This is a genomic window from Kocuria sp. BT304, from assembly GCF_003290245.1.
GTDB classification, from domain to species: Bacteria; Actinomycetota; Actinomycetes; order Actinomycetales; family Micrococcaceae; genus Kocuria; species Kocuria rhizophila_A.
Map to the genome: position 1 here is coordinate 290,866 of NZ_CP030039.1, position 13,218 is coordinate 304,083.

At 72.4% G+C, this 13,218-nt stretch carries 9 protein-coding genes; 4 read left to right on the plus strand and 5 right to left on the minus strand.

The window, feature by feature from the left end; translation table 11 throughout:
* Window positions 1-15: 15 nt before the first annotated feature.
* Entirely contained in the window at window positions 16-708 is a 693-nt protein-coding gene (locus DNL27_RS01315; RefSeq protein WP_070105258.1) for a TetR/AcrR family transcriptional regulator, read from the minus strand.
* A 225-nt stretch (window positions 709-933) separates the two neighbouring features.
* On the opposite strand from DNL27_RS01315, the gene DNL27_RS01320 reads away from it, so the two are divergent.
* Window positions 934-2,364, plus strand: coding sequence for an FAD-binding oxidoreductase (locus tag DNL27_RS01320; protein WP_112234471.1), 1,431 nt, complete (start codon window positions 934-936; stop codon window positions 2,362-2,364).
* Between the two features lie 30 nt (window positions 2,365-2,394).
* Here the strand turns inward: DNL27_RS01320 and DNL27_RS01325 are convergent, their stop codons facing one another.
* Complete coding sequence (locus tag DNL27_RS01325) at window positions 2,395-3,447, minus strand: hypothetical protein (RefSeq protein WP_112234472.1); 1,053 nt, start codon at window positions 3,445-3,447, stop codon at window positions 2,395-2,397.
* Window positions 3,448-3,522: 75 nt separating this feature from the next.
* Between DNL27_RS01325 and DNL27_RS01330 the strand changes: the two genes are divergently transcribed.
* Window positions 3,523-4,974: an MFS transporter gene (locus tag DNL27_RS01330; RefSeq protein WP_112234473.1), complete on the plus strand. Its 1,452-nt coding sequence runs from the start codon at window positions 3,523-3,525 to the stop codon at window positions 4,972-4,974.
* A gap of 130 nt (window positions 4,975-5,104) precedes the next feature.
* Complete coding sequence (locus DNL27_RS01335) at window positions 5,105-7,108, plus strand: ABC-ATPase domain-containing protein (protein ID WP_112234474.1); 2,004 nt, start codon at window positions 5,105-5,107, stop codon at window positions 7,106-7,108.
* A 239-nt stretch (window positions 7,109-7,347) separates the two neighbouring features.
* Here the strand turns inward: DNL27_RS01335 and DNL27_RS01340 are convergent, their stop codons facing one another.
* Window positions 7,348-8,910, minus strand: coding sequence for a nucleobase:cation symporter-2 family protein (locus tag DNL27_RS01340; protein ID WP_012397222.1), 1,563 nt, complete (start codon window positions 8,908-8,910; stop codon window positions 7,348-7,350).
* A 99-nt stretch (window positions 8,911-9,009) separates the two neighbouring features.
* Between DNL27_RS01340 and DNL27_RS01345 the strand changes: the two genes are divergently transcribed.
* Window positions 9,010-9,513 (plus strand): phosphoribosyltransferase, encoded by a 504-nt coding sequence (locus DNL27_RS01345; RefSeq protein WP_112234475.1) that lies wholly within the window; start codon window positions 9,010-9,012, stop codon window positions 9,511-9,513.
* 219 nt (window positions 9,514-9,732) lie between these two features.
* Here DNL27_RS01345 and DNL27_RS01350 read toward each other — a convergent pair whose 3' ends face one another.
* Both DNL27_RS01350 and pta read right to left on the minus strand, forming a co-directional pair.
* Entirely contained in the window at window positions 9,733-10,965 is a 1,233-nt protein-coding gene (locus DNL27_RS01350) for an acetate/propionate family kinase (protein ID WP_112234476.1), read from the minus strand.
* Between the two features lie 134 nt (window positions 10,966-11,099).
* Window positions 11,100-13,193, minus strand: coding sequence for a phosphate acetyltransferase (gene pta / locus DNL27_RS01355; protein ID WP_112234477.1), 2,094 nt, complete (start codon window positions 13,191-13,193; stop codon window positions 11,100-11,102).
* Window positions 13,194-13,218 lie beyond the last annotated feature (25 nt).

The window sequence follows — 13,218 nt, forward strand, 5'->3', positions numbered from 1 at the left end:
CGACGCACCGTCCGGTCAGGTGCCGCGGGCCTGGCGTTCGGCGGCGTCCAGGATCACGCCGATCCCGAAGCGGAAGACCTCCCTGTCCTGCAGCTCCCCGAGCTGGCCGCCCAGGCGCATGAGCAGGGGGTGGGCCGTGGGATCGGCCGTGGGAACGGCGTCGAACCACGGGACGGAGGGGTCGGTGGCGCCCGTCTCCATCACGGCTCGGGCGAGGCCGGAGGCGGAGGCCATCATGTACTGCGCGAACAGGGCGTAGTGGGCGACGGCTGCGCGCTCGTCGAGACCGGCGGTGGTGAAGGCGTCGAGGATGAGCTCCACGGAGGCCTTCTCGCCCGGTCCGTGCGTGGTGGCGGTGATGGCCTCCACGCCCACAGCGGGGTGGGCGGTGTACTGGGCCAGTGAGGCCTCGGAGAGCTGCGTCAGGCGCTCCCGCCAGTTCGCCGCGGGGGCGTCGACCGCGGCCACGGCGCGGGCGGTGAGCGTGTCCAGGAGGTGGAGGACGAGGTCCTCCTTGTTGCGGAAGTGCCGGTAGATGGCCGTGGGGTCGGAGCCCAGGCGCTGCCCCAGGTCCCGCACGGACAGGGTGCGCGTGCCGGGCCGCGCCGTGATCTCCAGGCCCGCCTCGATGATGGACTCCCGCTCCAGCCGGGGGCGGGGGCGTCGGGGGGTGTCCTGCTCGGCGCGCACGGCGGTTCCTCTCTGCATCCACCCCATGGTGCCACGTGGTCTGCGGTCTCCGGTGCCGCGGAACGGCCTGCTGCACAGTGTTGTCAACACCGTTGACATCTGCGCGGGGGCCGCACTACCGTCGAGCACCACGGGGTGAGGTCGAGTGCTGCTCGAACCCCCCGCCGAGCAGCCCGGACCGACCAGGGACGGCGCTCGACCCGACCACGATCAGCGCGGCACCCGTCAACCGCTGGAGGAACCATGCAGTCCCGTCCCACCGTCTTCGAACGTCAGGCCCCGTCCGAGCAGGCGGTCACCGAAGCGCTGAGTCAGAGCGTCCAGTCCACGTTCTGGCTGGACGACGTGCGGGACCAGCAGGTCCAGCACCCTCCCCTGCAGGGCAGGGACACCGCGGACCTGGTGGTCGTCGGCGCCGGCTACGCGGGGCTGTGGACCGCGTTGCGCGCCCTCGAACGCCATCCCGGCTCCCGCGTGGTGGTGCTGGAGGGCCAGCGGGTCGGCTGGGCCGCGTCCGGGCGCAACGGCGGCTTCTGCGAGTCGAGCCTGACCCACGGGGAGGAGAACGGGCGCAGCCGCTGGCCGAAGGAGTTCGACACGCTGGAGCGCCTGGGCCTCGAGAACCTGGACGCGATCCAGGAGACGGTCGAGCGCTACGGGATGGACGTGGACTTCGAGCGCACGGGCAGCCTGGACCTGGCCGTGGAGCCGCACCAGGTGCAGTGGCTGAACGAGCCCGATGCCGAGGACGGTTCCAGCATCTTCCTGGACGCCCGGGCGGTGCGCGAACAGGTCAACTCGCCCACGTACCTCGCCGGGCGGTGGAGCAAGCGGTCGTGTGCCCTGGTGCACCCCGCGAAACTGGCCCTCGAACTGGCCCGGGTGGTCACGGAACTGGGTGGTGAGATCCACGAGCACAGCCGCGTGACCGAGCTGGACACCTCCGGTGACGGCGTGGTGGCCCACACCGAGGCCGGGCTCGTGCGGGCGCCCCGGGCCGTGCTGGCCACCAACGTGTTTCCCTCGCTGCTCAAGCGCAACAGGCTCAAGACCGTCCCGGTCTACGACTACGCACTCATGACCGAGCCGCTCACCGACGAGCAGCTCGACTCGATCGGGTGGCGCAACCGGCAGGGCCTGGCGGATCTGGCCAACCAGTTCCACTACTACCGACTCAGCAGGGACAACCGGATCCTCTTCGGCGGCTACGACGCCATCTACCACTACGGCGGCAAGGTCCGGCACCGCTACGAGGAGCGCGACGGCAGCTACCGGCGGCTCGCCTCCCACTTCCTGACCACGTTCCCGCAGCTCGAGGGCATCCGGTTCACGCACCGCTGGTCCGGTGCGGTGGACTCCTCCACCCGGTTCTGCGCGTTCCACGGCCTGGCCCGCGGTGGCAGGGTGGCCTACGCCGCCGGGTTCACGGGGCTGGGCGTGGGCGCCACCGCCTTCGCGGCGGACGTCATGCTGGACCTCCTGGAGGGCCGTCACACCGAGCGCACCGCCCTGGAGATGGTCCGCAAGCAGCCCGTGCCGTTCCCCCCGGAGCCCGTGGCCAGCGCGGGGATCAACTTCACCCGTTGGGCCATGGACCGTGCGGACCACCGTGAGGGCAGGCGGCACCCACTGCTCAGGACCCTGGATGCCATGGGCCTCGGCTTCGACTCCTGAGCGCGGCGGGGGTCGGCGGCCCTGCCGCGGTCAGAACAGGAGCACCAGCACCACGATGACCGCCACGATCACCGCGAACACGATGGCCCAGTTGCGGGCCGCGTGGCGGTCCTCGGCCCGGGTCTGCTCGCTGTCCGGGTCCCGGTCCGCGTACCGGTCGCTGCCCACCCCGTAGTACAGCTCGTTGGTGGATGGTTCGCGCGGGGGCACCGGCGGTCCGTGGCGGTCGGCCGAACCCGCGGGACCGGCCGGGCGGGCGGCGCCGTCCCCGTCCCGGGACTCGCCGGCCGCGGGACGTCCCGAGAGGCTGCCCGGCTCCCAGGTCTGCCGCGGCGCGCCGGCGCCGGGGCCCGCGATCGAGTCGCGCACAGGCACGCCCTCGCCGGGGTAGCGGTTCCCGGGCCGGGCGGGCTCGTCCAGCTCGTCCTCGCCGAGCATCTCGGAGGCCGGGATGCCGGTGGTCGTGACCGCGGGGCCCTGCGAGCCGACGGGACCCTGCGGCGTCGGCATCGAACCGGGCGCGGACGACGCCGCCGCCCCACCGTCCCGGGGGCTGTCCGCCGCCGCGCGCAGCACCTCCGAGAAACGGGCCAGCGGCTCGCGCTGCGCGGGGGCCGCACCCTGGGCGACCTGGTCCGCACGGTCCGCGACGGAGCGCAGCACCGCGGCGTCGGACAGCCCGAGGTCCCGCGCCGCCATGGCGAGTTCGAGGGGCGGGCGCGAGGGGTCCGCGGTGGTGGCCCACTCCAGCAGGCCGGTGCGAACGGGGGAGGACAGGGATTCCCGCAGGGCGGGCCGCAACGCCGGGACCTCGGCGAGGTCCAGCAGCTCGGACGGAGGGGTGCGGCCGTAGCCGTGGGCGGCCTGGTCCAGTGGGCCGCGGTGGCCGAAGAGAGCGGCGAGCATGGCGGCCGCAGCGTACCGGTCCTCCACGGTGCCCGCGTCCGAGGTGCGGCGCATCAGTTCCGCCTGGGCAGGGGAGCCCGCCTGACGGACCGTCTCCAGCAGTGCGGGGTCCGCACGCACCAGCCGCGCCGGTTCCTGCAGGGCCCGGGCGAGGTCCGGATCCAGTGAGTCACTCATGACGTCCGCCTTTCTCAGTCGTGGGGAAAGCCTACGGGAGGCCGAGGGGGCAGTGCGGGGCTAGGGTGAGCGACTGTGACCCGCACCCCATCCGCGCCGACGCGCAAGGCCCCCGGCATCCTGCTGGCGGTGCTCATGGCCGCGATGGCCGCCGGGCCGGTGTTCAACTACGGGGTGGGTGCACTGAGCGCCACCATCGTGGAGAGCTACGGGATCACCGAGGGGCAGTACGGGTTCATCATCACCGCGGTGTTCGTGATGGCGGGTCTCGCGGCGCCGCTGCTGGGGGTGCTCGCGGACCGCATCGACACCCGCGTGCAGCTCACCCTGATCTTCGGGGGTGTGCTGGTGGCGTTCCTGCTCAGCGCCACGTGGCAGTCCTACGCCATGCTGCTGGTCGCGGCCCTGGTCGCGGGGCTCGCGCAGTCCTTCTCCAACCCGGTGACCAACCGGATCGTCGCGCAGCGTGTCCCGCTGACCCAGCGCTCCGCGTGGATGGGGTGGAAGCAGTCCGGGGTGCAGGTGGGTCTGCTGGTCGCGGGCCTCACGTTCCCCGTGGTGGGCGCGGCGTTCGGCTGGCGGGGTGCCGCGCTGTTCGGCGCGCTGCTGTGCGTTCCCCTGCTCGTCACGGGGTGGACCGTGGTCACCCGGCTGCGGCGCCGCGCCCGCGAGAGCACCCCGACGACGACGCCGCCCGCTCCCTCTCCCGCGGCCCCCTCCGCCGCGGGGCGCGCTCCCGCACCACCGCGCGACCGCCCCTCCGCCGGTCTGCGCAGGCCGACCCATGGGGGACCGTTCGAGTCCGCCCACGTGGAACTGTCCGACGCCGCGGCCGACGGCGTGAACCCGGGCCCCGGCCAGGTCTCTCAGGAACGAACGGGGGAAAGGTCCGGGCTGCGCGCGGCGGGTGCGGGAGCCCCGGGAAGGGGTGCCGCGGCGTCGTCGGGCGCGCTGCCGCCTGCGGTGTGGCTGCTGACGCTGACGTCCTTCCTCAACGCGGTGGGTACGCAGGGCGTGAACGTGTACGCGTCCCTGTTCGCGGTGCGGGCCATGGGGTACACCGTCACGGTGGCCGGGCTGCTGCTGGGCGTGATGGGTGTGATCGGGATCGGAAGCCGGATCGGGTGGGGTCGGGTGACCGGCAGACTGGGCAGGCCCGCGCCGCTGATCCAGGTCATGAGCGTGGGCGGGATTGTGGGGCTCGGGCTGCTCGTGCTCGCGGAGACCACGCAGCAGCACTGGCTCATGTGGCTGGGCGTCGCCTTCCACGCAGCACTGCCTCTGGCTGCGAACGTGGTGATCAACTCGGGCATCGTGGCCGCCGTGCCCAAGGAACGGATCGGTGTGGCGTCCGGGCTGGTGGCCACCGGGATGTACCTGGGTTTCGCGCTCGGGCCCGTGGTGGTGGGCCAGCTCGTGGACCTCACGGGAGCGTTCACCGCCGGCTGGGCCGCCGTCGCCGGGGCGTACGTGCTGTGCTTCGTGGCAGCGCTGGTGCTGGGGCGGGTGCAGGCACGCAGAGCCTGAGATGTGAACGGGGCCCGGGGCGCGCAGCGCTCGCTTGGGCCTGGTCCCCGGCCCGTTGCCTGTGGGGAACCGCACGGGAAGACGGCCCTGCCGCGTGCCCCGGCCAGCGCACATGTGGTGCCATGGACCCATGAGCTCACCGCGCACGGACCTCGCCCAGACCCTCCGCCGCCTGGACGGCGGCAGCTACGGCGCCTACAAGCAGCTCAAGGGCTCGTGGCGGCTGGGTGATGCGGAGCTGATCGTGGACCGGGTGCAGTCGGACCCGTACGCCCCGCCGTCCCTGGCCCGGATCCGGCTCTCCCTGTCCGACACCGGGATCCCCCGCGAGCTGATCGCCACCCGGGACGCCCGCGTGGCCGCCGGGGACTTCCTCACCCGTGAGTTCGCCCGGGCCGCCCGGGACCTGGGCCCGCGCGGCGGCAAGGACTCCGGTGGCATCTCGATCCAGCGCACGGGCCAGGAGATCCTCGAGCGCTCCTCCGTGATCGTGCCGGATCCAGGGAGCGCGGTGGATCCCGCCCCGGCACGCGAGTCCGGGATGCACCGGGCGGGGGACGCCGGGGCGGTGGACCGGGGGCGCGGAGCCGGCCGTCCGGCGTCGTCGACCGCTGAGGCGGGGGCCGTCGAGGTGCGCTGCGAGATCGCCCTGCCCGCCGCAGGGCGGCGCATCAAGGGCCACGCCGCGCACCGGCTGCTCACGGAGGTGCTGCCGGGCGTCGTCGAGCGCTCGCTGCGCTGGGAGAACCTGGACCCCGCCGCGTTCGAGGCGCACGTGACCTCCCACCTGGACGCCCAGCACCTGCGCGCGCAGCTGCCCCAGCGCGGCCTCGTGGCGTTCGTGGCCGACGGCGCCGTGCTGCCCCGCGCCTCCGGTCACCGGGACGAGCCGCTCGCCCGCGGGGCGGTGCCGTTCGAGACCCCGCCGCGGCTGCGGGTGGAGCTGGAGCTCGAGGACGGCTCCACCGTGAGCGGCATGGGCGTGCCGGAGGGCGTCACGGTGGTCGTGGGCGGCGGCTACCACGGCAAGTCCACGCTGCTGCAGGCCCTGGAGCGCGGGGTCTACAGCCACGTGCCCGGGGACGGCCGCGAGCGCGTGGTCACCCTGCCGAGTGCCGTGTCCGTGCGCGCGGAGGACGGTCGGGCGGTGTCCCACACGGACGTCTCCCCGTTCATCACCAACCTGCCCACCGGCGCGGACACCCGCGACTTCAGCACGTCCAACGCGTCCGGCTCCACGTCCCAGGCGGCCGCCACGGTCGAGGCGGTCGAGGCGGAGGCCGGAGTGCTGCTGCTCGACGAGGACACGTGCGCCACCAACCTCATGGTCCGGGACGAGCGCATGCGCGCCATGGTTCCGGGCGAGCGCGAGCCCATCACGCCGTTCGTGGACCGGGTGGGCGCCCTCTACGCCGAGCGCGGGGTGTCCTCGATCCTGGTCACGGGCGGCTCCGGGGCGTTCCTGGACGTCGCGGACCTGGTGATCGCGATGGACGCCTACCGCGCCCTGGACGTCACCGACCGCGCCCGGCAGGTGGTCCGCGAGTTCCCGCGCCCCGAGGACATGCGTCCCGCGGAGTCCTTCGGGCAGATCCGTCCGCACGTTCCCGGTGGCGTCCCGGGTGACGCCGCGTCCCGGGCCTCGGGGCACGACGCCGCCCGGCCCGGTCCGGGGGCGGGTCCCGGAGCCCACGGTGGTCGCGGCGGTGGGGTGACCGAGCGCGTGGCGGGTGCCCGGGACGATTCCCGTGGACGCAGCGAGCACCGCGGCGGTGGCCGGGGACAGCATGGCCGGGGAGGATCGGACCGCAGCTCCGGCCGCCCCGGGGGCCGGGACAAACCGGCACGCGCTCGCGGCCTCGACACCATCCAGCTGGGGCGCGAGGACGTGGACCTCTCCGCCCTGAGCCAGCTCGTGGACCCCTCGCAGACGGAGGCGATCGCGCGGCTTCTGGAGGAGGTCGAGCGCACGGCGGACGGTCGCACGCCCCTCACCGAGCTCGTGGACGCCGCCCTGGAACGGGTGGTCCGTGAGGGCCTTGACGCCCTCGCGCACCACCGCGGCCACCCGGGCCACCTGGCGCTGCCCAGGGCGCAGGACGTGGCGGCGGCCTACCACCGGGTCCGCCGCTGACGGGAGCTGTGCCGCGCCGCCGGGTGCGTTGCTGACGGGAGCTGTGCCGCTGACGCGGGGCGTGAACCACGGCCAGCGCTCGCGGCACGTCCGCCCCGGCCCGTGCCTGCCCCCGCCACCACGTGCGCGCGCGTGCATTTACTCCGCCAGTGCAGATTTCCGGGCCGATTTCTGCACCAACGGAGCAGTGGCAGGCGCCGACGTTGCTCGCGGACGGGGGCGGGCGGCGTCGTCCGGGGCTAGTTGCCCACGGCGCGGCGGATGTCCTCGAGCGAGGTGAGCTCGCCCGCGCTGATGCGCTCGCGCACGGACTCGTACTGCTCCTGGGAGGTGGCGAAGGGAACCTCCCGGCCCTGGGCGTCCAGCAGACGGCCGTCCACGAACTGGTCGCCGTCCTGCAGGGCCCCGGCCTCCCGCGGTGAGAGCACCCGCAGACCCACGGTGCCCAGGCCCATGGCCTCGGTGGAGCTCTTGTGGACGCTGAGCTCGTTGAAGAAGAAGTTCATCACCAGGGCCACCACGGCGGCGGAGGAGATGCCGGAGGAGAAGATGATGCCCACCCAGGACGGGAACGCCGCGTAGAAGGTGGGGGCCACGATCGGCACCATCCCGAAGGACAGGGACACCGCCACGATGATCAGGTTCATCCCGCCCCGGTAGTCCACGCGCGCCAGGGTGCGGATGCCCGAGGACATCACGGTGCCGAACAGCACGAACCCGGCGCCGCCCATCACGGGCAGCGGAATCGCGGCGATCACCTGACCCAGCACGGGCAGCATGCCCAGCAGCACCATGAACACACCGCCCAGGGCCACCACGTAGCGGCTCTTGACCTTGGTGATCGCCACCAGGCCCACGTTCTGCACGAACGCCGTCTGCGTGAACGAGTTGAACACGGGCGCCACGGCGGAGGACAGCATGTCCGCGCGCAGCCCGTCCGCGATGCGCGCCGAGTTGATCCGCGAGCCCGTGATCTCGGACAGGGCCAGGATGTCCGCGGTGGTCTCCGCCATGTTCACCAGGATCACGATGCCCATGGCCACGATCGCCGCCATGTGGAACGTGGGCGCGCCGAAGTGGAACGGGGAGGGCAGCGCAACCCACGGCCCCTGCCCCACCTGCGAGAAGTCGGCCATGCCGGTGGCCCACGCCACCACGGTGCCCACCACGATCGCCACCAGGATGGCCAGCCGTGACAGCACCGCCCCGCCGAACTTGGACAGCAGCAGCACGGCGAGCAGCGTGACCCCCGCCAGGGCGATGTTGCCCAGGGAGCCGTAGCCGGGGGCCTTCTCGTCCCCACCCATGGACCACGACGCCGCCACGGGCACCAGGGTGATGCCGATGGTCGTGATGATCGACCCCGTGACCACGGGCGGGAAGAAGCGCAGCACGCGGGCGAAGAACGGGGCCACCAGGAACCCGAACGCGGAGGCCACCATGATGGAGCCCATCACCGACTGGATGCCGCCGCCCGTGGCCAGCACGGACAGCATGGTGGCGATACCGGTGAAGGAAACCCCCTGCACCAGCGGCAGCTGGGAACCGATCCGCGGCAGCCCCCACGCCTGCAGGAACGTGGCGAACCCGCCCACGAACAGGGCGGCCGCCACGAGCAGGGCGGTGGTGGCGGCGTCGTACCCCGCGGCGCTGGCCACCACGAGCGGTACGGCGATGAGACCGCCGTACATGGTGAGGATGTGCTGCACCGCGTACGCCACGGTGCGCCCGGCGCCCAGCCGTTCGTCCTCGGGGCGGGACCCCCGCTCGTCGGACGGGACGGACGGTGCGCTGCTGGGCATGAGGATCCTCGGTGGGGACGGAGACGTGGACTCACGAAAAGTGTAGGCGGGGTGCGGCACGTGCAGTTCCCGCCGCGCAAAACCGACTACCCTACGAAAATGGCCTTTCACGCGGACTCCACCGAACTGGACAACAAGGAAATCCTGACCTGGGAAGGGTTCGGGACCGCCACCCGGGAACTCGCCCAGCAGATCGTGGACTCGGAATTCGTCCCGGACATCATCATCGCGGTGGCTCGCGGCGGACTGCTGCCCGCCGGTGCCCTCTCCTACGCCATGGGCGTGAAGCTCTCCGACGCCGTGAACGTCGAGTTCTACACGGACGTCCACGAGACCCTCCCGGACCCCGTGCTGCTCGCCCCCATGCTGGACACCGAGTCCATCAGCGACAAGAAGGTCCTGGTGGTGGACGACGTCGTGGACTCCGGGCGCACCCTGTCCCTCGTGCTCGAGCTGCTGCGCGGCTACGGCGCCGAGTGCCGCTCCGCGGTGATCTACGAGAAGCCCCGCTCCGAGGTGCGCCCCGACTTCTCCTGGAAGTCCACGGACGAGTGGATCGTGTTCCCGTGGTCCGCGCAGGAGCCGGTCACCCGGTCCAGCTGACCCGCGCCGCAGGACCCGGCTGCCGCGAAGCCTCGTTACCCTTGTGAGTTCCTCCGGCTCACCGCCCCCCGGGCCCGTGGTGCCGCGCCCGCGGGTGCCCGCGGGTGAGCAGCACACCGCCAGCCGCGTCCCCTGAGTCTCAAGTGCAGATATTGCCGCCTACTGCCTGGTAGGCGGCAATATCTGCACTTGGGACCGGGAGGTGCGCCGCCCCGCGGGTCAGTTCTTCACGCGCTCCCACACCAGGGCCGCGGTGGCCTCCGCGATGGCGCGCTCCTCATCCGTGGCGACTACCAGCACCTCCACGGCCGAATCGGGGGAGCTGATGCGGGCCACGTTCCCCTCGGGGTGCTCGTTGCGGGACGCGTCCAAGCGGACACCCAGCGCCCCCAGCTGATCGCACACCAGCGCGCGGAAGCCCGGGGAGTTCTCCCCGATCCCCGCGGTGAAGATCAGCGCCTGCGCACCGCCCACGGCCACGTGGTACCCGCCGATGTACTTGGCCAGCCGGTACGCGGCCATGTCCAGGGCCAGCTGGGCGCGCTCGTCCCCGGAGTCGGCACGCTGCTCCACGGCGCGCATGTCCGAGTCCCCGCAGATCCCCTGCAGCCCGGACTCGTTGTTGAGGATCCGGTTCATGTCCTGGGCGCTCATCCCGGGCTTGCGCTCCAGCATGGCGGTGACCACGGAGGGGTCCAGGTCCCCGCTGCGGGTGCCCATGACCAGCCCGGCCAGGGGGGTGTAGCCCATGGAGGTGTCGTAGGAGCGACCCTCGCGGATGGCGGTGACCGAGGCGCCGTTGCCCAGGTGGGCCACCACGGTGTTGAACTGTTCCCGCGGGATGCCCAGGAACTCGCAGGCCTTGCCGGTCACGTAGTCGTGCGAGGTGCCGTGGAACCCGTAGCGGCGCATCCCGTCCATCTCGTACCACTGCTCGGGGATGGCGTAGCGCCAGGCCTTCTCGGGCATCGTGCGGTGGAAGGCGGTGTCGAACACGCACACCTGCGGCATGCCCGGGTAGGTCTTCTGGATGGCCCGCAGCCCCAGGGCGTGCGCGGGATTGTGCAGCGGGGCGAGCGGGGCCAGGCGCTCGATCGCCCGGATGATCTCGTTGTTCACCAGTACGGGGGCGGAGAAGCGCTCGCCGCCGTGCACCACGCGGTGGCCCGCGGCGTCGATGGTGCGCCCGCCGAGCTCCTCGTCCAGGCGCCGGGCGAGGATCTCCAGTGCCTGGGTGTGGTCCTGGATCTCGGACGTGCCGATGCTCTCGATGAGCCCCTTGGTGATCACCTGGTCGCCGGCCATGCCCGCGGTGGCCGTGGCCAGGGGGATGTTCTCGTTGATCGCGGGCATGGAGGAGGTGTACGGGCTGGGCTCGGAGCCCTCCGGGGTGACCTCCCGCACCTGGTACTTGATGGACGAGGAACCGCAGTTGACGACGAGGACGAGCATGGTGGTGTCCCTTCAGAGGCAGGAGTGCCGTGGGTTGTGGAGGAGTTGGCTGCCGAGGCGTGCGGCCTGGTGGGGCGGCCGACGACGACGGCGCCGGCGGCGCCGTCCCGCAGCCCCGGCCGCGTCCTCCCGGGTCACAGCGTCTGCGCCTGGATCGCGGTGATGGCCACCGTGTTGACGATGTCGTCCACCGTGCAGCCGCGCGAGAGGTCGTTCACGGGCTTGCGCAGCCCCTGCAGCACGGGGCCCACGGCCACCGCACCCGCGGACTGCTGCACGGCCTTGTAGGTGTTGTTGCCGGTGTTCAGGTCCGGGAACACGAACACGGTGGCCTGCCCCGCCACGTGCGAGCCCGGGAGCTTGGACCTCGCGATCGAGGCGTCCACGGCGGCGTCGTACTGGATGGGGCCCTCCACCTCGAAGTCCGGGTCCGCGGCGCGCACGAGGTCGGTGGCGGCGCGCACGCGCTCCACGTCCTCGCCGGAGCCGGAGCCGCCGGTGGAGTAGGAGAGCATGGCCACGCGGGGGTCCACGCCGAACTCGCGGGCGGTCTGCGCGGAGGCCAGGGCGATGTCCGCGAGCTGCTGCTCGTCCGGGTTGGGGTTCACGGCGCAGTCGCCGTAGACGAGCACGCGGTCCGCGAGCAGCATGAAGAACACCGAGGAGACGATGTTCACGCCCTCGCGGGTCTTCACGAACTCGAGCGCCGGGCGGATGGTGTTCGCGGTGGTGTGGGTGGCGCCGGAGACCATGCCGTCCACGTCCCCCATCTGGACCATCATGGTGCCGAAGTAGGAGCCGTCCATCATGCGCTCGAGCGCCTGGCCCTTGCTCACACCCTTGTGGGAGCGCAGCCGCACGTACTCGTCCGCGTACTTCTCGCGCAGGGCGTCGTCGTGCTGGAAGTCCACGAGGTCCAGGCCGTCGGCGTCGAAGTCGAGCTCGATGCCCTCGGACTGCGCGAGCGAGCGGACCGTTTCGGGATCGCCCAGCACGGTGAGGTCGCAGAAGTTGCGCCGGTGGATGAGCTCCGCGGCGCGCAGGATGCGGGGGTCGTCGCCCTCGGGCAGCACGATCCGCTTGCGGTCCGCCCGCGCGGACTCCACGAGCTCGTGCAGGAACCGCAGGGGGGTGCGCCGCACGGGCCGCGGCAGGGTGAGCCGCCCCGAGAGCTCGTCGCTGTCCACGTGCTCCGCCCACGCGCCGCGCGCGGCGGCGATCTTGCGGGAGTGCGCGCCGGCCAGGGTGCCGCGCGTGCCGGCCACCGCCTGCGCGGTGGTGAAGGTGTCCCGCTCCGTGGTCAGCACCGGGAAGGGTGCCGCGCCCAGCAGCGAGCCCACCGCGCCGGCGGGCCGGAAGCCCCCGGTCAGCAGCATCCCGGCGGGCACCGGCAGTGTGGGCGCCAACGACGACGCCAGGGTTGCCGAGACCACGTCCGTCCGGTCCCCGGGGGTGATCACCAGGTCCCCGTCCGCCATCTGGTCCAGGAAGTTCCCGGCGGTCATCGCGGCCACCTTCACGGCCTTGATGTCGCGGTCCAGGGACGCGGAGTTGAAGTCCGTGCCGTAGCCCTGGGCGTCCACGAGCTCGGCGACGGTGGGGTTGGAGATCGCGGGGATCTCCGGGATCACGTACGCGGGGAGGTTGTGGTTGCCGGGCTTGGCCTCCCGGCGGATCTGCTCCGCCTGCTCCGGGTCCGCGCGGTTGACGATCACGGCGTAGATGTCGCACCCGGCCTGGCGCAGCTCGGTGCGGGTCACGTCGATCGCGTTGAGCACGTCTTTCACGCGCCCGGACTCGTGGGCGCCGATCACCGCGGCCACGGAGCAGCCCATGTTGTTGGCCAGGCGGGCGTTGAGGTCGAACTCGGCGGTGACCGCGTTGTGGGCCAGCAGGTCGGTGCCGTCCACGACGATCACATCGCACTCCAGCGCCATCTCGGAGTACACGGCCATGGCGGCGGAGTCGAGGTCGTCGTGCTCACCGGAGGCGAGGATCTCACGGCAGCGCTCCAGGGACACCGCGCCCCGGCACCGGGAGTCCGGGAGGTCGAAGGTGCGCTTCATGAGCTGCAGCACCGAGTCCTCCTCGGGGGAGGTGCCGTCGAAGACCGGGCGGAAGAAGCCCAGGGCGTCCGTGCGCTTGAACATGGTGTCCGTGAGCCCCAGTGCCACCAGCGTCTTGCCGCTCAGCGGCGTCATCGCGGAGATGTAGATGCCCTGCGTCATGGAACGTGCTCCCTCGGTAGCGTCC